The sequence below is a fragment of the Klebsiella sp. 7-CIP_Kleb. genome (assembly GCF_050378655.1).
Classification (GTDB): Bacteria; Pseudomonadota; Gammaproteobacteria; order Enterobacterales; family Enterobacteriaceae; genus Klebsiella; species Klebsiella quasipneumoniae.
The window spans coordinates 848,712-869,086 of record NZ_JBNRLJ010000001.1 but is presented as its reverse complement, the minus strand read 5'-3'; the positions used below and the strand labels follow the sequence as shown (position 1 = coordinate 869,086).

The window sequence follows — 20,375 nt, the reverse complement described above, 5'->3', positions numbered from 1 at the left end:
AATGAAATCAGCAAATGATGAATATTATGCATCCAGTCCTGCGCCGGATTGACCTCAACCTGCTGCCGGTGTTTGACGCGGTCTATCGCTCCCGCTCGGTGCGCCTGGCAGCGGAAGAGCTGGCGATGAGCACCTCGGCGCTGAGCCATGCGCTCTCCCGGCTGCGCAGCGCCCTCAACGACCCGCTGTTCTATCGCGAAGGCCACCGGATGTGTCCCAGCGTCTATGCCAGCCAGCTGGCGCCCTCTATCGCTTCGGCGCTGAAATTTCTCAATCAGGAGCTGACGCCGCCGGCGGCGTTTGTGCCGAGCGCCAGCACCGACTGCATGCAGATTGCGATCACCGATTTCACCGCATTCTGCGTCTTTCCGACGCTGATGCACCGCCTGCAGCGGGAGGCGCCCGGGCTGCGGTTTGAGCTTCGTTATCTGCCCCATAGCCCGGCGCTGACCGAGCTGCTGGCGGGCGAGGTCGACCTGGCTCTCGGGTTCAACACCCCTGACGAGCCAGCCCATCCCGATCTTGAGGAGATCAACTGGCTGCGGGACGAATATGTGGTCATCAGTCAGGCTGACCGCACGGCGCTGACCCTGGACGCCTATCTTGCGGCCCGTCATCTGGTGGTAACCCCGTGGAATGAGCGGCAGGGGGTGCTGGACTGCGAGCTGGAGCGGCAGGGCTATTCGCGGCAGGTGGCGGTGAAAACGCCCTCGATGCTGAGCGCCCCCTTTATTATTGAGCAGAGCGATCTGCTGATGGCGCTGCCCCGGCGGGCGGCGGAGACGATGGCCCGCGCCGCCCGGCTGACCATTTTCCCGCTGCCGTTTCCGGTTCCCCCGTTTGACGTCAAGATTTACGCCCATAAACGCAGTGGGAAACGCGAGGCCACCCGCTGGCTGATCTCCTTGCTGCAGACGCTGGGGAACGTCGCCACGGCGCCGGCGCCCTGAGGCCACATCCGGGTTATTAACCTATCGCCGCTGCGCATCGCGTTAACCATCCCGGACCAGGCATGTCTTATACCGTCGGGGGCGCAACCGCGTACCCTGGCCTCGGTCACAAAACGGAAAACTCACATTTTCATCTCCACCACCGATGCTGAGGGTACAGAAAGTGTTAAATGATTGTATATAAAAGTAATGTTAATTAGCTAAATGTTATTTATGCGTAAATTGCATCAATGGATGCGTTTATTACGCTTATTTCATACCGGGTTCTGTTTCAGTCTTCAGCAACAGGCGCGCGACAACGCGTGGATAACAAACTGGAGACCTGCATGCATTCGACAACCTCACTGATGAGTACCCGTGATCGGCTCGGCGCCATTCTGCGCGTCACGTCCGGTAACTTTCTCGAACAGTTCGACTTTTTCCTGTTCGGGTTTTATGCCACCTACATCGCACATACCTTTTTTCCGGCCAGCAGTGAATTCGCCTCGCTGATGATGACCTTTGCGGTCTTTGGCGCCGGCTTTCTGATGCGGCCCATCGGCGCCATCGTGCTTGGCGCCTATATCGACAAGGTTGGGCGGCGCAAAGGGCTGATTGTGACCCTGTCGATCATGGCCACCGGCACCTTCCTGATCGTGCTGATCCCCTCTTACCAGACCATTGGCCTGTGGGCGCCGTTGCTGGTGCTGATCGGCCGTCTGCTGCAGGGCTTCTCCGCCGGCGCTGAACTGGGCGGGGTATCCGTCTATCTGGCCGAGATCGCCACCCCGGGCCGCAAAGGGTTTTACACCAGCTGGCAGTCGGGCAGCCAGCAGGTCGCCATCATGGTGGCGGCCGCGATGGGCTTTGCCCTCAACGCCGTACTGGAGCAGAGCGCCATCAGCGACTGGGGATGGCGTATTCCGTTCCTTTTTGGCTGCCTGATCGTGCCGTTCATTTTTGTGCTGCGCCGTAAGCTGGAGGAGACCCAGGAGTTTACTGCCCGCCGCCATCACCTGGCGATGCGCCAGGTGTTCGCCACCCTGCTGGCGAACTGGCAGGTGGTCATCGCGGGGATGATGATGGTGGCGATGACCACCACCGCGTTCTACCTGATCACCGTCTATGCGCCGACCTTTGGCAAAAAAGTGCTGATGCTCAGCGCCTCTGACAGCCTGCTGGTCACGCTGCTGGTGGCGATTTCCAACTTCTTCTGGCTGCCGGTGGGTGGGGCGCTGTCCGACCGCTTTGGCCGCCGACCGGTGCTGATTGCCATGACGCTGCTGGCGCTGGCTACTGCCTGGCCTGCGCTGACCATGCTGGCGAACGCGCCGAGCTTTTTGATGATGCTGAGCGTGCTGCTGTGGCTGTCGTTTATCTACGGCATGTACAACGGGGCGATGATCCCGGCGCTGACCGAAATTATGCCCGCCGAAGTGCGCGTGGCAGGCTTCTCGCTGGCCTATAGCCTGGCGACCGCGGTGTTTGGCGGCTTCACGCCGGTGATCTCCACGGCGCTGATCGAATATACCGGTGATAAAGCCTCCCCTGGCTACTGGATGAGCTTTGCCGCCGTCTGCGGTCTGCTGGCCACCTGCTACCTCTATCGCCGCAGCGCCGTCGCGCTGCAGACGGCACGTTAATCAGGGAGAGGATGATGCGTAAAACGACAGGAACCCTGCTGGCCACGCTGCTGCTGGCTGCCACCGGCGGCAGCGCGCTGTCCGCTGAGGTCACCGTGATGATCTCCGGCGGCTTCAAAGCGGCGCTGGAAAAGCTGGCCCCGGCGTGGGAAAAACAAACTGGCAACCATCTCGTGGTGATCCCCGGCCCGTCAATGGGGAAAACGCCGCAGGCGATCCCTAACCGCCTGGCGCGGGGCGAACACGCGGACGTGGTGATTATGGTCGGCGACGCGCTGACCAGCCTCGAGAAAGCGGGCCGAACGCAGCCGGATTCGCGCCGGGAGCTGGCCGACTCGCCCATCGGCGTGGTGGTGAAAGCGGGAGCGCCGCTGCCGGCCATCCGCAGCGCAGACCAGCTGCGGGCGGCGCTGCTGGCTGCCCCGTCGGTCGCGTACTCCGACAGCGCCAGCGGACGCTATGTCAGCTCGACGCTGTTCCACCGCCTGGGCATTGATGAGGCGATGCAGAGCAAAGCGCAGATGGTGGAGCGTATTCCGGTGGCCTCGGAAGTGGCGAAGGGACGTTATGCGATCGGTTTTCAGCAGGTGAGCGAACTGCTGCCGGTGCCCGGCGTAACCTTCGTCGGCGAACTGCCGGATAACCTGCAGTACATCACCCGCTTTGCCGGGGCGGTGACCGTCAGCGCCGACCACCCGCAGGAAGGAAAGGCGCTGCTGACCTATCTGGCCTCACCGGCGGCGCAGGAGACCATCCACGCCACCGGTATGCGAAGCGTGGCCGCCGCTGCGCCGGTCAGCCAGAAGGATACTGTTCAATAATCAGCTTCTCCAGCTCTGCCGCTACGTAGGACTGAATACGGCCGCTGAGGCGGATCAGGCCTACCGTGCGGGTGACCACCGGGTCAGTGAGCGGCACGGCGCGGAGAACGGAATGCTCCCCAGCGGGCATTGACATCGCGGGCACGGCGGCAATGCCGATGCCCGCTTCCACCATCCCCAGCATCGTGGTGACGTGGCGGGTTTCGCAAATGCTTGGCCGCGCCGGCGTCAGATGCGCCAGCTCCCGGTCGAGCAGCGTCCGGTTGCCGGAGACCCGATCGAGGCCAATATAATCCTGTTCAAAATATGCCTGCCAGCTGAGGTGCGTCCTGCCTGCCAGCGGATGGTCATGCCGACAGGCGGCGACATAGCGGTCGTCGGCCAGCGGGGTGAATTCGATGCTGGCCGGCAGGTTTTTGGCAAAGCAGAGCCCAAAGTCAGCCTGTCCGCTGCTGACCGCCTCGATCACATTCCCGACGCTGCTGTCAATCAGCCGGATACGCACCTGGGGATAACGCGCCTGAAAGCTGCGGATGATGTCCGGCATAAAGTAGTAGGCGGCAGAGGGTACCGTCGCCACCGTCACCAGCCCGGTGCGCGCCTTGCTGACCTGGCTGATATCCGCCAGCACCGTCTCGACGTGGGCCAGCAGCTGCTCTGAACGTTCGGCAAAATTCTGTCCATACAGCGTAAGGGTCACGCGGCGGGTGGTGCGCTCGAACAGCCGGTTGCCCAAGGCGGTCTCCAGCTTTTCGATGCGCCGGCTGAGGGCCGACTGCGACAGGCAAATGGATTCTGCGGCCAGCCGAAAGCTGCCATACTCCATCAGGGCGCGAAAGGCATAGAGATCGTTGAAGTCAAAATTTACGGGCATGGCGGCGGCATCCTTATCGGCGGTCTGACGCCTCGCCCCGTCCGGTGAGGGGCGATGGCGACGAAAATCGGCTCGGCAGGTGACTGGGCGCGCGGCTGACCGCACGCCGGGTCGTCAAACCTTGAGCAGTTTTACCGTGGCATCGATATCGATTTCGTCTTCCGAGAAGATCAGGGTTGTCCCCTGAAAGGTGGTGATCGCCAGCTTTTTCACCGAGCGCATCTCTCCCGGCTGCACCGTGGATTTTGGCCGGATGCTGTTCATCAGCAGCCCGACCGACAGCACCGCGTTTTCTTTATCCACGCGGGTCTCGACCGGCTCTTCTTCCCGGTAAACCACATAGGACTTGATGGAGGTCAGCTTCAGCCGCTCGCCGGCGATATAGATATATTTGCTCTCCGGAATGACCTTGACCGCGTAGGCCGACAGCCCTTTATTGTTGGTGGTTGGTTCGAAAGTCACCGCCGCGTCTTTCTTGATGAGATCGGGATTGGCGACCTTAATCACATGAAAATACCGGTTTTCGCCGTTTTCATCTTTGATAAATCCAAAACCTTTATCTTTAAACCACGTTGTGATTGTTCCGTTCATCGCCATTACCGTTCTTACTCGTTGGTTAACTCAAATTTTGCAGCGCGCAGTGTAAAGCACATTGCCTGCGCAGACCATGCCTTTACGATAAGTGTGGGTGATAAATGACACCGCCGCGAGGGCGGATCGTGCGCCAGCGTCGTACCGGCGGACAAAATGGGGTACTATCGCCGGCCACTCCTTCTTCGGGCCGCCTGATGTCCACCATTATCGATACCTTTGTCGCGCCGCCGTGCCGCGACCAGATCACCCTCTTGTATCAGGATGAACACCTGCTGCTAATCAATAAACCGGCCGGGCTGCTGAGCCTGTCAGGCAAAGATCCGCGCAACCTCGACTCTGTCCATCATCGACTGGTCCAGCGCTTTCCGGGCTGTACCCTGGTACACCGCCTTGACTTCGGCACTTCCGGTCTGATGGTGGTCGCCCGCAACAAGGGGATTAACGCTGCGCTGTGCCAACAGTTCAGCCAGCGCACGGTGGGTAAGGTCTATACGGCGCTGCTGTGCGGCCATCTGCCGGAAGACGAGGGGGTCGTGGAGGCGGCGATCGCCAAAGACCCGGCCCGTTTCCCGCGCATGTCGATCAGTGTCCGGCACGGCAAACCGGCGCGTTCGCGCTACCGGGTCATTGACCGCCTGTACCAGACGCGGGAAGGGGAGAGGGCGCTGGCGCTGACGAGGGTGGCGCTTACCCCGGAGACCGGGCGCACCCATCAGCTGCGGATCCACTGTCAGCTGCTGGGCTATCCGATCCTTGGCTGCGATCTGTATGGCGGCCGGGAATTGCCGGGCACGGAACAGGCTCCGCGGCTGATGCTGCACGCCAGCGAGCTGCGCTTTGTCCATCCCGTCAGCCGCGAGCCGATGCATATCCAGCAGGCAAGCTCGTTCTGATCGCCTGCCGCCGGAAGCCCGCGATCACCACATCAGGTCGTCGGGCACCTTAAAGTCGGCGTACGGATCGTCTTCATCCTGTTCATCCTGACTCAGGGCGCTGTGCAACACGATGCTGCTGGCATCGCGCTGGGCAATTTTCTCTGCCACGACCGCCGGAATAATCGCATACTCCCCTTCAGGTTTGTTATCCACCGCCAGGCGGGCAATCGCCAGACGGCCGTTAATCAGCTGGGTTTGGGTGGTCTTGTCGACCATGATTTTTTTGATCAGATTATTATCGGTAAAGTTAAAGCCGATATCGCCCCGGGCGACCGTAATGCGGTTCATCTCAATCAGATGCTTGACCTGGGCTTTATACTCTTTCGCCAGCATCGCCTGCTTTTGCTGCTCGCTGAGCAGTTTATCGCGCTCCAGCTGGGCTTTTTTATTCTCTTCCACCGCTTCCCGGGCCTCACGGGCCTGCACGCGGGATTTTTTCGCCGTTCTCTGGACTTTGGCCATTTTTTTGCTGCTGACCAGGCCGGCTTTGAGCATCTGCTCTTGTAAGGTAAGTTTTGTCATTTGCGTATCTGAAGCTTAGGAAACATCTGGCCAGTATACCTGCATTGGCGGAAACGACGCCAGACCCGCGGACGTGCTGGGCCGCTGTGGCCAGTAGCGCGATACTGGCGGGGGATTACTCCCGGGGCTGGAGCTGATAAATCCAGGCGCTGACCTGCTGTCCATCGTCGGTGGTCACCTCAACCGACACCCGATCGTACCCCTCCTCAAACTCGTCCAGCATGGGCCAGTGCGCCGCCAGCCGGTCGGACAGGAACAGATAGCCGTTGACCCGCGGGCCGTTGGCGTCGAGGACGATCCCCGGAAAATCAGCGGCAGCGCCCCAGCCGCGCGCGTAAAAGGTGCCAGTGACGTAGCCCGGACGCCACTCGCCCCCGATCGTCTCCAGAATATGCGCATTGCTGCGACCGGGACAGAGCGTCCCATAGACAAATAACGGTTTCATTGTTCCTCTCGCGATCGTGACTTCATCCGCCCACAGCGGAAACCCAAAATACGGGGTAATGTAGCGCCTGGCAATGGCCGGGTGGGGGCCAGGCATCTCTCTGCTACCGGGGGGACTCAGGCCTCGGCGCTAGCGAGGATATATCGACTAAAGTGAAATTTTTATTATTAATAATATTTAAGATGAATATAAATAAGTCTGATAGAGGGATTAATTCACTAATTAACCTTTAACGGCAAATTAAAAGAGGAGAATGCAATGCCTGTCGTTTTCGTCGCCGTCACCTGGGTGATGAAAGATAGCGAGCCTTGAATTCAGATATTATTTACCCCCTGGCAGCACCTGGCGCTAATTTTTCCCTTTATGATAAGCATCCATTAAAAAATAACTTGAAGCTTTCATCTGACGCACAACCGCTGGCGGCTGCTACTGACCCCGAAGGATCTTATCCCGGCGAGGCGGAGCATTATCGAAGCCAGTCAACCTCAACTGACGCTGCACCCGCTTAAGGAGAAGTGAAAATGCCTCGTCCCTCCCTGTATGACATCCTGTACGGCAATTTCGCCGGCGGGCTGGACCTGAACAACGTCAGCGAAACGGATCAGGTCATCCTGTCGGTGCTCGATAACATGCAGCGTATCCTCAACTGTCGGGCCGGAGCGCTGGCGCATCTGCCGGACTACGGCCTGCCGGATATGACCGCTATCCTCCAGGGCATGCCGGCGTCGGCGCATCAGCTGATGAGCACGCTGTCGGCGGTGTTGCTGAAATACGAACCGCGCCTGCAGCGGATCGCGGTGGTGATGCTCGACCAGGATGCGCCCGGCGAACTGCGCTATGCCATTGATGCTGAGCTGAAAGATATCGGCCTGGTGCGGTACGGCACAGAGTTTATGCCTGAAGGCCGGGTGTTAATCCGCCACCTCAAACGCCAGCAGTACCTTGACCCCCGCTCCGCCCTCTAATCCTCGCGCTGAAAGACATCATGATGACAACACATAAAGACCACCGCTATCAAACCGGTGGCGACCCGCGCACGCTGGCCGATTTTATTGCCCTGCGTGCGGAAATGAACAAACTCAGCCACCCGGCGCGGCCGGACATTAACTGGCCGTATGCCGAGCAGCTTGCCCGCTCGCTGCTGGAGCATCATGGCGCGGATCTGCAGACTGTCGCCTGGTATACGCTGGCCCGCGCCCGGCTGGGCGGGCTGGCAGGGATCAACGAGGGGCTGACGCTGATGGAAACGCTGCTGGTTCATCAGGGGAAAAACTTGTGGCCGCAGGCGCTCCCGGTCCGCACAGAGATCTTCCGCACCCTGAGCAAGCGGCTGCGGCAGGTGATCCGTACCCTGAATCTCACCCCGGAGGATGTTGAGTCGCTTGAGCAGGCTGAACGTTCGCTGCAAAGCTTCGACGCGGTGCTCCAGCGCCTTGAGATCGCTCCTGAAAACCAGCTGAGCGACCTGCGGGCGCTGCTGCACAGCACGGCAACTCGCTTCGAGAGCCTCGACCCTGCGCCAGCGCTTCCCGCTGCGCCGCCGGTGGTGGTGTCTGCAGTACAACTTTCCGGCCCTCTGGTCAGCGAAGAGGATGTGGCGAAGGTTGAACCAGTGCCAGAACTAAAACGTAGACCAAAGGCTGAGCCGCTGGCGCCGCCTTCGCCGGCAAATCGGCCCGTGCCGGTGAAGGCATCGACTCCGGTACCTGCGCCGCGCTGGAAGCCATTTATCGCCGGGATGGTCACCATGCTGGCGGTGTCGGGCATCGCCATCGGCGGATGGCTAGCGCTGCGTCAGACCGATTTGCCGTCGACTGCGATGACGCAACAGGCCGGGCCGCTAGCGGACCTCCCGGGGGCAACCCCCCTGGCGCCGGTCGATCTGCGCCAGGCGCAGCGCCAGCTTGACGTTCTCGCCCGCCTGGACCCGGACTGGGCGATAAGCTACGGCGACCGGCTGGTCCGGCTGGCACTGAACCGCTGGCCGGAACAGGCAAAACCGCTGGCGCAGCAGTGGCAACGGCAGCTAAGCGCTGCGGCACTGCCCGCGGAACACCTCACCGGCTGGGCGGAGGGCATGCGGCAGCTGCAACGGCTCGCCGGCCAGCTCAATGCCCTCGACGAGCAGAAGGGGAAGTACCTGACGGTGAGCGAACTGAAAACGGCGGTGTTTGCCATCATGCAGTCGCTTAACCGTGCCGTTCCGCTGGAGGAGCAATTGCGCGAGCTGGCCGCGCTCCCCGCGGGTCAACCCTGGCCTGCCGCCCGCGGCAGCCTCGCCGAACTGCATCTGCAACAGCTGATCGTGGAGTATGCCCTGCTGAAGCGAAATCAGCCGGCGTCGCCGCCCGCTGCGCTCCCCGAAACCGGTGAGCCCTCGGTGAGTGAGGCGGTGAAATAAAATGTGCGCATGGCAACATTTTCTTTACATCATGATTGCAAGAACCGAACGCCCTTCGTAGTCTGAAAATGATTTAAATATACCGTTTGTGTTTATATTGAAAATTTTATTTCAACCTCTGAGGGCATGCTATGAAGCACTGTAAAATCATCCTGTTAGTAGGCCTTCTGGCCAGTTCCGCTTCGGCGTTAGCGGAGAAGATCGGCGTCTCGATGGCTTACTTCGATCAAAACTTTCTCACCATTATCCGTCAGTCCATTGAGAAAGAAGCTCAAGCCCGTCACGTCGATGTGCAGTTCGAAGACGCCCGCGGCGACACCGGACGCCAGGCCGATCAGGTGCAGAGCTTCATCGCCTCCGGCGTGGACGCCATCATCGTGGACCCCGTGGACTCCGCCAGCACCCCGCAGCTGACGAAGATGGCGCAGCAGGCCAGAATGCCGCTGGTGTATGTGAACCGGACGCCGGGGGATAAAACGTTACCGCCTGGCGTGGTGTTTGTCGGATCGGACGAGCGGGAGTCCGGTACATTACAGATGGAAGCGCTGGCGAAGCTGGCAAACTACAAAGGCAACGTCGCCATCATGATCGGCAATCTCACCGATGCCGGCGCGCTGCAGCGCACCAAAGACGTAGAGCAGGTGGTGGCCAAATACCCGGCGATGAAAGTGGTGCAGAAACAGCCGGCCAACTATTCCCGCAGCGAGGGAATGGATCTGATGCAGAACTGGGCAGGTAACGGGGAAGAGATTGATATTGTGGCGGCGAACAACGATGAGATGGCGATTGGCGCGGCGATGGCGCTGGAGAAGAGCCAGAAGAAGTTGCTGATCGGCGGGATCGACGCCACGCCGGATGGGCTAAAAGCGTTGGCCAGCGATAAGATCCAGGTAACAGTCTTCCAGGATGCCGTTGGTCAGGGCAAAACGGCCTTAGCGGTGGCGCTGAAGCTGATTAAAGGAGAAAAAGTCGAGTCCCATGTCTGGATCCCGTTTGAGTTAGTGACCAAAGAAAATATGCAGACCTATGTGGAAAAGAGTCATTAACGGCAAGGCGGAAGTGTTCGAACTTTGCTGATAAAACCGGGCTGAGAATGTGTCGCCCGGGCAATGAAACCGGAGGATAAGACATGGCAATGGCAAAAAGCGGTTATACGCTGCAGGTGATAAAGGCAGGGCAGCAGGGGCATGTTGAAATGAGGTGGGGGCATCTCGCGGAAGTCGATACGCGCGCGGCGGCGGCGACCATCGCGCAGCATATCGGGCGACCCTCGTCTGCGGCGGATCCGCAGGAGATTAGCCTGTCGCTGACCAATGCTGCCAGCGGCATCTCGGTGGAGCTTCATCACCCGGCCTCAGGGGAAAGCGCCACCCCGGCTTTTATTGAGGACGAGTTAAAAAAGATTGTGCAGATCGTTGATGGCTACGAAGCGGCAGAAGAGACCCATATCGTGGAGTAGCGCGCCGTCTGGCGCACGAAAAAAAATCCACGCCGGAGCGTGGATTTTTTATTACTCGATGGCGGCAGAAATGCCAGCCAGCGGGATCAGACGTTGAACAGGAAGTTCATCACATCGCCATCTTTGACGATGTAATCTTTACCTTCAGCGCGCATTTTACCGGCTTCTTTCGCGCCCTGTTCGCCTTTGTAGGCGATAAAGTCTTCATAAGCGATGGTCTGCGCGCGGATAAAGCCTTTCTCGAAGTCGGTGTGGATCTTACCGGCTGCCTGCGGCGCAGTCGCCCCTACCGGGATGGTCCATGCGCGCACTTCTTTCACCCCAGCGGTGAAGTAGGTCTGCAGGTTCAGCAGGGCGTAACCAGCGCGGATCACGCGGTTCAGACCCGGCTCTTCGAGGCCCAGCTCAGCCATAAACTCGTCACGTTCTTCATCGTCCAGCTCGGCGATGTCCGCTTCAACCGCGGCGCACACCGGCACCACCACAGACCCTTCCTGCTCGGCGATGGCGCGAACCTGATCGAGGTACGGGTTGTTCTCGAAACCGTCTTCATTGACGTTCGCGATGTACATGGTCGGCTTCAGGGTCAGGAAGCTCAGATAGCGGATGGCGTCTTTCTCTTCTTTGGTCAGATCCAGCGCGCGCAGCATACCGGCGTTTTCCAGCTGCGGCAGGCATTTCTCCAGCGCGGCCAGCTCAACTTTCGCGTCTTTATCGCCGCCTTTGGCTTTTTTGGAGACGCGGTGAATCGCGCGTTCGCAGGTATCAAGGTCAGACAGCGCCAGTTCGGTGTTGATAACGTCGATATCTTCCGCCGGGTTCACTTTCCCCGCGACGTGAATGATATTGTCGTTTTCGAAGCAGCGAACCACGTGACCGATAGCTTCGGTTTCGCGGATGTTGGTCAGAAACTGGTTGCCGAGACCTTCGCCTTTGGACGCGCCTTTAACCAGGCCCGCGATATCAACGAACTCCATGGTGGTCGGCAGGATACGCTGCGGTTTGACGATTTCAGCCAGCTTGTCCAGACGCGGATCGGGCATCGGTACGACACCGGTGTTCGGCTCAATGGTACAGAAGGGGAAGTTGGCCGCTTCAATACCCGCTTTGGTGAGCGCATTGAACAGGGTGGATTTGCCGACGTTGGGCAAACCGACGATACCGCATTTGAATCCCATGATTTAAATCACCTTAATCTTTGGATAATCAATCTGTTACAAGGAACAGATTGCAGAAAATTGAATAGCTTTGCCTATTATACACGGTGCGCGGCAAAAATGCCGCACGACAACGGCTTATTGCGCCTTAAAGGCGTGTAAACGGTTGGTCGCTTTGGTGAGACCATCCTTTAACCAGATTTCCGTACAGCGCGCCGCTTCGTCGACGGCATCATCAATCAGTTTCTGCTCGCTGGCCGGCGGTTTGCCGAGCACAAAGCCGACAACCTTGTTTTTATCGCCCGGATGGCCGATCCCGACGCGTAAGCGGTGAAAGTTCGGGTTATTGCCGAGCTTGCTGATGATGTCCTTCAGGCCGTTGTGGCCGCCATGGCCGCCGCCAAGCTTAAATTTCGCCACGCCCGGCGGCAAATCCAGCTCATCATGGGCAACCAGAATTTCGTCCGGGTTGATGCGATAAAAGGTTGCCATCGCGGCCACGGCTTTACCGCTAAGGTTCATAAAGGTGGTGGGCACCAGCAGGCGAACATCCTCGCCCGCCAGGTTGATGCGCGAGGTGTAGCCGAAGAATTTGCTCTCTTCGCGCAGCGGCGCGCGATGGCGATCCGCCAGTAAATCCACATACCAGGCGCCAGCGTTGTGCCGGGTGGCGGCATATTCCGCACCGGGGTTGGCCAGGCCGACAATCAGTTTAATGGTCACGTTTTCTATCCTGCATGGGGCATTCTCTGCCGCGTAGTGTACTGTCTGCGGGCGCGCTTGACAAAATTCTGGCTATAAGACAATACCGGCATTGATGATTTACTCACTAAATCATTAGAATTTGATATGGTTCATAGACTTATTTGTAAATTTTTGTCTATTCGCTGTTCACTAATGTGATCGTGGGCGCACTCCGCAGAAGAGACCTTGTCTATACTACACCTATAAGATTTGGGGACATTCCCTGGCAACCCAAAGTCCGGAGGTGACACATGAAACGCAAAAACGCTTCGTTACTCGGTAACGTACTCATGGGGTTAGGGTTGGTGGTGATGGTTGTGGGGGTGGGTTACTCCATTCTGAACCAGCTTCCGCAGCTTAACCTGCCACAATTCTTTGCGCATGGCGCTATCTTAAGCATCTTCGTCGGTGCTGTGCTCTGGCTGGCCGGAGCCCGTATTGGCGGCCACGAGCAGGTCAGCGACCGCTACTGGTGGGTGCGCCACTACGATAAACGCTGCCGTCGTAACCAGCATCGTCACAGCTAACCGCAACCGCATTTCCCGCATCGGCCTTCCGCGGCCGATGCGTTTTTCTCTGACTCTCGTTATCGCTTCTTCTTTTTCCCGCCATATGACGACCCCCATTCCGACCTGAGCTTCGTGATGCTATGGTTGCCGCCAAAAGTGAATATTAAGCGCGTTTTATGCTTGACCCTGACGTTACGTCAGGCAGCAGAGTAGCGGACCTGGCCACAGAGAGGAGCAGTCATGTTAATTCAGGTGGGAGAGCTGGCGAAGCGCGCCGGACTGACGGTGCGTACGCTGCATCATTATGAACAGACGGGGCTGTTAACGCCTTCGGCCAGAAGCGAGGCGGGCTATCGGCTCTATAACCTGTCAGCGGTTCAGCGCCTGCATATGATAAAGGCGCTGGCGCAGACCGGGCTGACGCTCGCCACCATCAAGGACTATCTCGATCGGCAAACGCTGTCGCTGCCTGAGCTGCTGACGCAGCAGATAGAGACGCTGAATGACCAACTGCGTGATGTCGCCAGGCTGCGCGACCGGCTGTTGGCGCTGCGCGAGGCGCTGGCGAGCGGCAATGAACCCGATCTGGAGTCCTGGCTACAGACGCTGGAGTTAATGAAAATGTACGATCGTTGGTTTAGTCAACAGGAGTTAGCCGCGCTGCCGTTTGCGGCACAGGATGAACAGCGCGCCCAAGCGTGGCGCGAGCTAACGGAGGAGGTGCAGACGCTGATGGCGAGCGGCTGCCCGACGGACAGTCCGCAGGCGATGAGTCTGGCGACGCGCTGGATGGAGCGCCTGGAGCAGGATACAGCAGGGCGCCCGGAGTTTCTGACCCGCCTGAACGCGATGCATGCCGCCGAGCCGCAAATGGTTGAACAGACCGGCGTCACGCCGGCCATCATCGCCTTTATCACCGAAGCCTTTGCCGAAAGCAAACTGGCCATCTGGGCGCGGTATCTCGACGATGAAGAGATGGCGTTCACCCGCCAGCACTATTTCGACCGGCTACAGGAGTGGCCAGCGCTGGTGGCGAAGCTGCATCAGGCATGTCGGGAGGGTATAGCGCCGGATTCAGCGTCGGGTCAGGCGCTGGCCCGGGCGTGGCTTGAGCTGTTTCAGTCCTACGCCGGTACCCGGCCGCAGACGTTGCAGAAGTTTCGTCGGGCAATGGAGCAGGAGCCGCATTTGATGAAGGGCACCTGGATGACGCCGGCGGTGCTGAGCTGGCTACAACAGGCGACGGGGGCGTTGATGCGGCAGGCGCAGGGGCCTGCCGCCGGGTGATCACAGGTCAGCCAGCGCGGCCTGACGATCGGGGTAGAAGCTCAGGCGGCCTGGCAGCGGCTTGACGCCGGCGCGCGCTAACGTGCGTAGCGGCTGAAACTCGAGGTTAGATACGCGCAATTCACAGCCTTCCGGCAGCTTGTTCACAAAGCGCTGGAAGGCATCCAGACCGCCGGCGTCGAGAACCGGCACGGCGTCCCACTTCAGCACCACGATGCGCTTGCCGGCGATCCGGGTCTCCAGATCGTTGAATAAACCTTCGGCGGCGGCAAAGAATAGCGGACCGATCACCCTCAGCACCAGCACATAGTCTGGCACTTCGACGTTGACCGGCGCCAGATGCGTCATGCGCGCGATACGGCGCATAAACAACAGCGAAGCCAGCACGATCCCGACGCTGATGGCGATCACCATATCAAACAGCACCGTCAGCGACATGCACATCAGCATCACCACGATGTCGTCCTTCGGCGCGTGGCGCAGCAGATTGATGACTTTATGCGCCTCACTCATGTTCCATGCCACCATCAGCAGCAGGGCGGCCATCGCCGACAGCGGCAGCCAGGAGAGCAGCGGGGCGAGGATCAGCAGCGCCATGATCACCAGCAGGGCGTGGATCACGGCGGCAACCGGCGATGTGGCGCCGGCGCGCACGTTCGCCGCCGAGCGGGCAATCGCCGCGGTGGCGGTGATTCCGCCGAAGAACGGCGCAACGATGTTGCCTAGCCCCTGGCCAATCAGCTCGCTGTTGGCTTTATGCTTGGTACCGGTCATACCGTCGAGCACCACCGCGCACAGCAGAGATTCAATCGCGCCGAGCATCGCCATGGAGAAGGCGGCAGGCAGCAGCGCCTGCAGCGAAGCCCAGCTCAGGGTAAAGCTGGAGCCCGGCATATCCCAGGGCAGCACCAGCTGCGGCAGCAGCTGCGGAATGCCGTTGCCCTGAGTGCCGTCCGCCAGCTGATAGTGAAACTGCGAGCCGATCGTCGCCACATCGCCGCCGAGCAAGTTGACTACCAGCATCACCGCGCAGCCGGCCAGCAGCGCGGGGAGGTGGCCCGGCAGACGGATACCCAGCCGCGGCCAGAAGATCAGGGTGCCGAGGGTGACGACGCCGATGGCGGCGTCCCCGACGTTAATGGTCGGCAGGGCCATCGCCAGCGCGGCCACTTTCTGCAGATAATGCTCCGGCACATGGGGCATCTGCAGGCCGAGAAAATCCTTAATCTGCATGGTACCGATAGTGATACCGATCCCGGAGGTGAAGCCGAGGGTGACCGACAGCGGGATATATTCGATCAGGCGGCCAAAGCGCGCCAGGCCGAAAAGAATTAAAAAGATCCCCGACATCAGCGTCGCCACCAGCAGCCCCGCCAGGCCGAACTGCTGGGAAACCGGATAGAGGATCACCACAAAGGCGGCGGTCGGGCCGGAAACGCTAAAGCGCGACCCGCCGGTTAAGGCGATCACAATCCCTGCCACCGCTGAGGTATAGAGGCCGTACTGCGGCGGCACACCGCTGCCAATCGCCAGCGCCATCGCCAGCGGAATCGCAATGATCCCGACGGTGATCCCGGCGATCAGGTCACGCGTGAAGCGGGCCGTGGTGTACTGTTCTTTCCAACAAGCGTCGATGAGGGCGCGGAAAGGCATCACATGTGAGGAAAATAATCTGTTCACAATAATGTTTCATCCATGAGCGCATCATCTGTCAACTAAATGGCAGGTGAAGGAGGCATTGATCATTTCCACGTCATCTTTCGGGATGCCTCTGTGTTGGCTGCGTTCATTTACCCCAGTCACGTACTGCCTGTACGCTCCCGGGGATTCATTCACTTGCCGCCTTGACGCATGCCGAATGATGTTGTGGAAGAATTAAAAATGCAGAGACAAAAAAACCCGCCGCAGCGGGTTTTTGTGCTCGGCTCGATTAATGTTCGAACATAGCAGAGATTGATTCTTCATTGCTGATACGGCGAATAGCTTCAGCCAGCATACCGGAGAGCGTCAGAGTACGCACTTTATCCAGCGCTTTAATTTCTGGTGCCAGCGGAATGGTATCGCAGACGACAAATTCATCGATCACAGAGTTTTTGATGTTCTGGATTGCGTTGCCGGAGAAGATTGGGTGCGTCGCGTAAGCGAATACGCGTTTCGCGCCGCGCTCTTTCAGCGCTTCTGCCGCTTTACACAGGGTGCCGCCGGTGTCGATCATATCGTCGACCATCACGCAGTCACGACCAGCGACGTCGCCGATGATATGCATCACCTGGGAGACGTTGGCGCGCGGACGACGCTTGTCGATGATGGCCATATCGGTATCGTTCAGCAGTTTAGCGATAGCGCGAGCACGAACTACGCCGCCGATGTCTGGAGAAACCACGATCGGGTTGTCCAGGTTCAGCTGCAGCATATCTTCCAGCAGGATTGGGCTGCCGAACACGTTATCAACTGGCACATCGAAGAAGCCCTGGATCTGTTCTGCGTGCAGGTCAACGGTCAGCACGCGGTCAACGCCGACGCTGGACAGGAAATCCGCCACCACTTTCGCGGTGATTGGCACACGAGCAGAACGAACACGACGGTCCTGACGAGCATAACCGAAGTAAGGGATAACGGCGGTGATACGACCTGCCGAAGCACGACGCAGAGCATCAACCATAACAACCAGTTCCATCAGGTTGTCATTGGTGGGAGCACAAGTGGACTGGATGATGAAAATATCACCACCGCGTACGTTTTCATTGATTTGTACGCTGACTTCGCCGTCGCTAAAACGACCTACAGCGGCGTCGCCAAGAGAAGTGTACAGGCGGTTGGCAATACGTTGTGCTAGTTCCGGGGTGGCGTTACCAGCAAAAAGCTTCATATCAGGCACGAGAAGAACCTCAGGCATGCGTCCAGTGGTGGATGAATGGGCCAATAATGTGCGGGCTGGCGCCATTCGATCCAGTCGGTGTATTTAAAGAGCACGATGCAACGTCTGGAACAGGGTGACGTTGTCACCGTAACTCAATTTCCCCGGCTGACTCATGATCGTTGCGCCATCACAGCGCAGGAATCAGAGCAGGGCCTGCTTGAGCGGCGAAAGATTGACTCCGCGCGCCACAAAGCCATTTAGCCATGCCGGGGCAGTGTCCAGCACCTGACGGGCAGCGGATTCGGTGTTAAATTCAGCAAACACACAGGCCCCTGTGCCGGTCAGGCGTGACGGCGCATATTCTAACAGCCAGGAAAGCGCGGCATCAACCTCGCGAAAACGTTTTCTTGCGATAAGCTCGCAATCGTTGCTGAATTCACAATTTAATAACGTATTAATTGACCGGCGCGGGGTATTTCGTGGTAGCTCCGGGTCGCGAAAAATGATCGGCGTCGGAATACTGACGCCTGGATGAGCCACCAGGTACCATTTTTCCTCGGGCTCCACCGGCGTGAGAATTTCACCTACTCCCTCGGCAAAGGCGGCATGGCCGCGCACGAAGACCGGCACATCGGCCCCCAGCTGCAGACCAAGGGTCGCCAGCTCATCTTCCGAAAGCCCGCAACCCCAGAGATGGTTAAGCGCCACCAGCACGGTGGCGGCATTGGACGAGCCGCCCCCCAGGCCGCCGCCCATCGGCAGGCGCTTATCGATACTGATATCGGCGCCGCTGCCCGCCGGCAGGCGGCCGCTTTCACCGGCTGCGCGCATCAACAGACGCGCGGCGCGAATAATCAGATTTTCTTCATCCGGTACACCGGCCACCGGCGTCAGCAGACGCAGTTCGCCGTCAGCGCGCGGTTCGATGGTCAGCGTATCGCCATAGTCGAGGAACTGAAACAGCGTCTGCAGGGTGTGGTAACCATCGGCCCGCTGGCCGGTGATATATAAGAACAGATTCAGTTTTGCAGGTGAGGGCCAGCGGCTCATCATTTCACGATCCAGTTATCCATCTTCAGCTTGATGCGCTGGGCGCCATTGTTTAGCTCGACATTAGACGGCAGGGCTGGCTGGGTATCGGTGGTGTAGCCGCCGTAGGTGACGTGCCAGGTTTTGCCGTTTTGCGTGTAGTTCAGTTCGCGCAGACGGTACCGATCGTCCAGCGAATAGTCGGTGGCGTCACCCGGCAGGCCGATGATCCACTGGCGCAGGCTGTTCAGCGGGATCGGCATCCCGGTCAGGCGGCCAATCATCTCTTCGGCATCGGTGGCGGTATAGGTCTGGCCTTTGTTGTCGATCAGCTGCACGCTGCCCGGCTGGGCGGTCAGCGACAGCTCGGTGCTGCCCAGCGGGTTAGTTAACAGCAGGCGATAGCGGTCCTGACCGGTTTGCTGCCAGAAGAAGCGGGCATAGACTTTTTGCTCGTCGGAGAGATAGGCAAACGCCCCGCGGGTCTGGAACTGGTTGAGGCTGCGAACAGCCTGCTGGTGCTGGCGCCACTGCGGCGAATCCGGGCTTTTGCCAGGCCCCTGGGGGGTATGAACAGAACAAGCGGTCAGGACGAGGCTGGCCAGCGGCAGCAGGCGGAACAGTCGATTCATAATGATGACAAATCCTTGATGTCTACAGTGAAATCCGGCGGCAGGGGAACAGCGGGCCGATTTGTGTAGCAGGTTACATTTATAACCCTTAATGCTAGCGTCGCCGGGCGATAGCGTCTACGTTCAAGTTGTCTGAAATCAAAAAATTAACCTTAATGGCGGTCTTGCTTTGGCTATTACTCCAAAAGGGGAGCCTCTCTTTTATTGATTACGCGCATCCTGTATGATGCACTCAGACTAACCTTAGCAACGCTGGTACTACTCCCTCACAATGACCCTTTTAGCTCTTGGCATCAATCACAAAACAGCTCCGGTCGCCCTGCGAGAACGCGTCACGTTTTCGCCGGAAACGCTCGATAAGGCGCTGGAGAGCTTGCTGGCTCAGCCGATGGTGCAGGGTGGAGTGGTGCTGTCGACCTGCAACCGCACGGAACTCTATCTCAGCGTCGAAGAGCAGGATAACCTGCAGGAAGCGCTGATCCGCTGGCTGTGCAATTACCACGGCCTCAATGAAGAAGACCTGCGTAAAAGCCTCTACTGGCACCAGGATAACGACGCCGTCAGCCATCTGATGCGCGTCGCCAGCGGCCTTGATTCGCTGGTGCTGGGCGAACCGCAGATCCTCGGTCAGGTGAAAAAAGCCTTCGCCGATTCCAGCCGCGGCCACCTCAACGTGAGCGAACTGGAGCGGATGTTCCAGAAATCGTTCTCGGTGGCCAAGCGCGTGCGTACCGAAACCGATATCGGCGCCAGCGCCGTTTCCGTCGCCTTCGCCGCCTGTACCCTGGCGCGGCAAATCTTTGAATCCTTGTCGAGCGTGACGGTGCTGCTGGTCGGCGCCGGTGAAACCATCGAACTGGTGGCGCGTCATCTTCGCGAACATCACGTGCGCAAAATGGTGATCGCCAACCGCACTCGTGAACGCGCCCAGACGCTAGCGGAAGAAGTGGGCGCCGAGGTGATTGCCCTTAGCGATATCGACGAACGGCTGAAAGAGGCCGACATCATTATCAGCTCCACCGCTAGTCCGCTGCCGATCATCGGCAAAGGCATGGTGGAGCGCGCGCTCAAGGCGCGGCGTAACCAGCCGATGCTGCTGGTGGATATCGCCGTCCCGCGCGACGTCGAACCGGAGGTCGGTAAACTGGCTAACGCCTACCTCTACAGCGTCGACGATCTGCAAAACATCATTCAGCATAACCTGGCGCAGCGTAAGGCCGCGGCGGTGCAGGCGGAATCGATCGTCGAGCAGGAGACCAGCGAATTTATGGCCTGGCTGCGCGCGCAGAGCGCCAGCGAGACCATTCGTGAGTACCGTTCGCAGTCTGAGCAGGTCCGTGAGGAGCTGACGGCGAAGGCGCTGGCCGCGCTGGAGCAGGGCGGCGATGCCCAGGAAATTATGCAGGATCTGGCGCGTAAGCTCACCAACCGCCTGATCCATGCGCCAACCAAATCTCTTCAGCAGGCCGCCCGTGACGGGGACGACGAACGCCTGCATATTCTGCGCAACAGCCTCGGGCTGGAATAGCGCACC

The 20,375-nt window shown here is 59.2% G+C and carries 21 protein-coding genes and 1 pseudogene; 12 read left to right on the top strand and 10 right to left on the bottom strand.

Annotation, left to right across the window (positions count from 1 at the left end):
* Positions 1 to 17: 17 nt before the first annotated feature.
* From ACQUTI_RS04300 to ACQUTI_RS04290, 3 genes are all read left to right on the top strand, one after another.
* On the top strand, positions 18 to 950 hold the full coding sequence (locus ACQUTI_RS04300; RefSeq protein ID WP_032425943.1) for a LysR family transcriptional regulator: 933 nt from the start codon (positions 18 to 20) through the stop codon (positions 948 to 950).
* 326 nt (positions 951 to 1,276) lie between these two features.
* Positions 1,277 to 2,572 carry an MFS transporter gene (locus tag ACQUTI_RS04295; RefSeq protein WP_023318579.1) on the top strand — a complete coding sequence of 432 codons (1,296 nt, stop codon included), beginning with the start codon at positions 1,277 to 1,279 and terminating at the stop codon, positions 2,570 to 2,572.
* An 11-nt stretch (positions 2,573 to 2,583) separates the two neighbouring features.
* Entirely contained in the window at positions 2,584 to 3,393 is an 810-nt protein-coding gene (locus ACQUTI_RS04290) for a substrate-binding domain-containing protein (protein ID WP_025999205.1), read from the top strand.
* Here the strand turns inward: ACQUTI_RS04290 and ACQUTI_RS04285 are convergent.
* Entirely contained in the window at positions 3,368 to 4,267 is a 900-nt protein-coding gene (locus ACQUTI_RS04285) for a LysR family transcriptional regulator (RefSeq protein WP_017899856.1), read from the bottom strand. The genes ACQUTI_RS04290 and ACQUTI_RS04285 overlap by 26 nt on opposite strands.
* Before the next feature lie 114 nt (positions 4,268 to 4,381).
* Positions 4,382 to 4,864 carry a cold-shock protein gene (locus ACQUTI_RS04280; RefSeq protein ID WP_004203243.1) on the bottom strand — a complete coding sequence of 161 codons (483 nt, stop codon included), beginning with the start codon at positions 4,862 to 4,864 and terminating at the stop codon, positions 4,382 to 4,384.
* Positions 4,865 to 5,055: 191 nt separating this feature from the next.
* On the opposite strand from ACQUTI_RS04280, the gene ACQUTI_RS04275 reads away from it, so the two are divergent.
* On the top strand, positions 5,056 to 5,754 hold the full coding sequence (locus ACQUTI_RS04275) for an RluA family pseudouridine synthase (protein WP_032456279.1): 699 nt from the start codon (positions 5,056 to 5,058) through the stop codon (positions 5,752 to 5,754).
* A gap of 24 nt (positions 5,755 to 5,778) precedes the next feature.
* Here ACQUTI_RS04275 and ACQUTI_RS04270 read toward each other — a convergent pair whose 3' ends face one another.
* Both ACQUTI_RS04270 and ACQUTI_RS04265 read right to left on the bottom strand, forming a co-directional pair.
* On the bottom strand, positions 5,779 to 6,318 hold the full coding sequence (locus ACQUTI_RS04270) for a DUF2058 domain-containing protein (RefSeq protein ID WP_254465443.1): 540 nt from the start codon (positions 6,316 to 6,318) through the stop codon (positions 5,779 to 5,781).
* A 115-nt stretch (positions 6,319 to 6,433) separates the two neighbouring features.
* On the bottom strand, positions 6,434 to 6,763 hold the full coding sequence (locus ACQUTI_RS04265; protein WP_004203231.1) for a gamma-glutamylcyclotransferase family protein: 330 nt from the start codon (positions 6,761 to 6,763) through the stop codon (positions 6,434 to 6,436).
* Between the two features lie 402 nt (positions 6,764 to 7,165).
* On the opposite strand from ACQUTI_RS04265, the pseudogene ACQUTI_RS04260 reads away from it, so the two are divergent.
* The 5 genes and pseudogenes from ACQUTI_RS04260 to ACQUTI_RS04240 form a co-directional block, all read left to right on the top strand.
* A pseudogene (locus ACQUTI_RS04260) lies at positions 7,166 to 7,282 on the top strand (type VI secretion system lipoprotein TssJ); the annotation flags it as partial.
* A gap of 2 nt (positions 7,283 to 7,284) precedes the next feature.
* On the top strand, positions 7,285 to 7,728 hold the full coding sequence (gene tssE / locus ACQUTI_RS04255; RefSeq protein ID WP_049092088.1) for a type VI secretion system baseplate subunit TssE: 444 nt from the start codon (positions 7,285 to 7,287) through the stop codon (positions 7,726 to 7,728).
* Between the two features lie 20 nt (positions 7,729 to 7,748).
* Complete coding sequence (locus ACQUTI_RS04250; RefSeq protein WP_053810215.1) at positions 7,749 to 9,164, top strand: VasL domain-containing protein; 1,416 nt, start codon at positions 7,749 to 7,751, stop codon at positions 9,162 to 9,164.
* A gap of 131 nt (positions 9,165 to 9,295) precedes the next feature.
* The gene (locus ACQUTI_RS04245; protein ID WP_017899852.1) at positions 9,296 to 10,210 is read left to right on the top strand and encodes a sugar ABC transporter substrate-binding protein; all 915 of its coding nucleotides are present in this window, start codon (positions 9,296 to 9,298) and stop codon (positions 10,208 to 10,210) included.
* 83 nt (positions 10,211 to 10,293) lie between these two features.
* Positions 10,294 to 10,623: a DUF1869 domain-containing protein gene (locus ACQUTI_RS04240; RefSeq protein ID WP_004203225.1), complete on the top strand. Its 330-nt coding sequence runs from the start codon at positions 10,294 to 10,296 to the stop codon at positions 10,621 to 10,623.
* A gap of 86 nt (positions 10,624 to 10,709) precedes the next feature.
* Here ACQUTI_RS04240 and ychF read toward each other — a convergent pair whose 3' ends face one another.
* Both ychF and pth read right to left on the bottom strand, forming a co-directional pair.
* Positions 10,710 to 11,801: a redox-regulated ATPase YchF gene (gene ychF / locus ACQUTI_RS04235; protein WP_004203224.1), complete on the bottom strand. Its 1,092-nt coding sequence runs from the start codon at positions 11,799 to 11,801 to the stop codon at positions 10,710 to 10,712.
* 117 nt (positions 11,802 to 11,918) lie between these two features.
* On the bottom strand, positions 11,919 to 12,503 hold the full coding sequence (gene pth / locus ACQUTI_RS04230) for an aminoacyl-tRNA hydrolase (protein ID WP_004180389.1): 585 nt from the start codon (positions 12,501 to 12,503) through the stop codon (positions 11,919 to 11,921).
* A 272-nt stretch (positions 12,504 to 12,775) separates the two neighbouring features.
* Between pth and ychH the strand changes: the two genes are divergently transcribed.
* Complete coding sequence (gene ychH, locus ACQUTI_RS04225; RefSeq protein WP_002910437.1) at positions 12,776 to 13,051, top strand: stress-induced protein YchH; 276 nt, start codon at positions 12,776 to 12,778, stop codon at positions 13,049 to 13,051.
* A gap of 222 nt (positions 13,052 to 13,273) precedes the next feature.
* Positions 13,274 to 14,320 (top strand): MerR family transcriptional regulator, encoded by a 1,047-nt coding sequence (locus ACQUTI_RS04220; RefSeq protein ID WP_023318571.1) that lies wholly within the window; start codon positions 13,274 to 13,276, stop codon positions 14,318 to 14,320.
* Here ACQUTI_RS04220 and dauA read toward each other — a convergent pair whose 3' ends face one another.
* The 4 genes from dauA to lolB all read right to left on the bottom strand — a co-directional run bounded on the left by dauA (position 14,321) and on the right by lolB (position 18,841).
* A complete protein-coding gene (gene dauA, locus ACQUTI_RS04215; RefSeq protein WP_122543173.1) occupies positions 14,321 to 16,000 on the bottom strand; it encodes a C4-dicarboxylic acid transporter DauA in 1,680 nt (559 codons plus the stop codon).
* Between the two features lie 250 nt (positions 16,001 to 16,250).
* Complete coding sequence (gene prs / locus ACQUTI_RS04210) at positions 16,251 to 17,198, bottom strand: ribose-phosphate diphosphokinase (protein ID WP_002910407.1); 948 nt, start codon at positions 17,196 to 17,198, stop codon at positions 16,251 to 16,253.
* Positions 17,199 to 17,381: 183 nt separating this feature from the next.
* A complete protein-coding gene (gene ispE / locus ACQUTI_RS04205; RefSeq protein ID WP_072140567.1) occupies positions 17,382 to 18,230 on the bottom strand; it encodes a 4-(cytidine 5'-diphospho)-2-C-methyl-D-erythritol kinase in 849 nt (282 codons plus the stop codon).
* Positions 18,230 to 18,841, bottom strand: a complete 612-nt coding sequence (gene lolB, locus ACQUTI_RS04200) for a lipoprotein insertase outer membrane protein LolB (RefSeq protein ID WP_004203216.1) — start codon at positions 18,839 to 18,841, stop codon at positions 18,230 to 18,232. The genes ispE and lolB overlap by 1 nt, the downstream gene beginning before the upstream one ends.
* Before the next feature lie 271 nt (positions 18,842 to 19,112).
* Here lolB and hemA point away from each other — a divergent pair, with 271 nt between their 5' ends.
* Entirely contained in the window at positions 19,113 to 20,369 is a 1,257-nt protein-coding gene (hemA, locus tag ACQUTI_RS04195; RefSeq protein ID WP_396380703.1) for a glutamyl-tRNA reductase, read from the top strand.
* Positions 20,370 to 20,375 lie beyond the last annotated feature (6 nt).

What these genes read in the sequence shown, in the direction of transcription:
- ACQUTI_RS04300 (WP_032425943.1), top strand. Translation starts at nt 18, where the DNA reads ATGAATATTATGCATCCAGTCCTGCGCCGGATTGACCTCAACCTGCTG.
- ACQUTI_RS04295 (WP_023318579.1), top strand. Translation starts at nt 1,277, where the DNA reads ATGCATTCGACAACCTCACTGATGAGTACCCGTGATCGGCTCGGCGCC.
- ACQUTI_RS04290 (WP_025999205.1), top strand. Translation starts at nt 2,584, where the DNA reads ATGATGCGTAAAACGACAGGAACCCTGCTGGCCACGCTGCTGCTGGCT.
- ACQUTI_RS04285 (WP_017899856.1), bottom strand. Translation starts at nt 4,267, where the DNA reads ATGCCCGTAAATTTTGACTTCAACGATCTCTATGCCTTTCGCGCCCTG.
- ACQUTI_RS04280 (WP_004203243.1), bottom strand. Translation starts at nt 4,864, where the DNA reads ATGGCGATGAACGGAACAATCACAACGTGGTTTAAAGATAAAGGTTTT.
- ACQUTI_RS04275 (WP_032456279.1), top strand. Translation starts at nt 5,056, where the DNA reads ATGTCCACCATTATCGATACCTTTGTCGCGCCGCCGTGCCGCGACCAG.
- ACQUTI_RS04270 (WP_254465443.1), bottom strand. Translation starts at nt 6,318, where the DNA reads ATGACAAAACTTACCTTACAAGAGCAGATGCTCAAAGCCGGCCTGGTC.
- ACQUTI_RS04265 (WP_004203231.1), bottom strand. Translation starts at nt 6,763, where the DNA reads ATGAAACCGTTATTTGTCTATGGGACGCTCTGTCCCGGTCGCAGCAAT.
- tssE (WP_049092088.1), top strand. Translation starts at nt 7,285, where the DNA reads ATGCCTCGTCCCTCCCTGTATGACATCCTGTACGGCAATTTCGCCGGC.
- ACQUTI_RS04250 (WP_053810215.1), top strand. Translation starts at nt 7,749, where the DNA reads ATGATGACAACACATAAAGACCACCGCTATCAAACCGGTGGCGACCCG.
- ACQUTI_RS04245 (WP_017899852.1), top strand. Translation starts at nt 9,296, where the DNA reads ATGAAGCACTGTAAAATCATCCTGTTAGTAGGCCTTCTGGCCAGTTCC.
- ACQUTI_RS04240 (WP_004203225.1), top strand. Translation starts at nt 10,294, where the DNA reads ATGGCAATGGCAAAAAGCGGTTATACGCTGCAGGTGATAAAGGCAGGG.
- ychF (WP_004203224.1), bottom strand. Translation starts at nt 11,801, where the DNA reads ATGGGATTCAAATGCGGTATCGTCGGTTTGCCCAACGTCGGCAAATCC.
- ychH (WP_002910437.1), top strand. Translation starts at nt 12,776, where the DNA reads ATGAAACGCAAAAACGCTTCGTTACTCGGTAACGTACTCATGGGGTTA.
- ACQUTI_RS04220 (WP_023318571.1), top strand. Translation starts at nt 13,274, where the DNA reads ATGTTAATTCAGGTGGGAGAGCTGGCGAAGCGCGCCGGACTGACGGTG.
- ispE (WP_072140567.1), bottom strand. Translation starts at nt 18,230, where the DNA reads ATGAGCCGCTGGCCCTCACCTGCAAAACTGAATCTGTTCTTATATATC.
- lolB (WP_004203216.1), bottom strand. Translation starts at nt 18,841, where the DNA reads ATGAATCGACTGTTCCGCCTGCTGCCGCTGGCCAGCCTCGTCCTGACC.
- hemA (WP_396380703.1), top strand. Translation starts at nt 19,113, where the DNA reads ATGACCCTTTTAGCTCTTGGCATCAATCACAAAACAGCTCCGGTCGCC.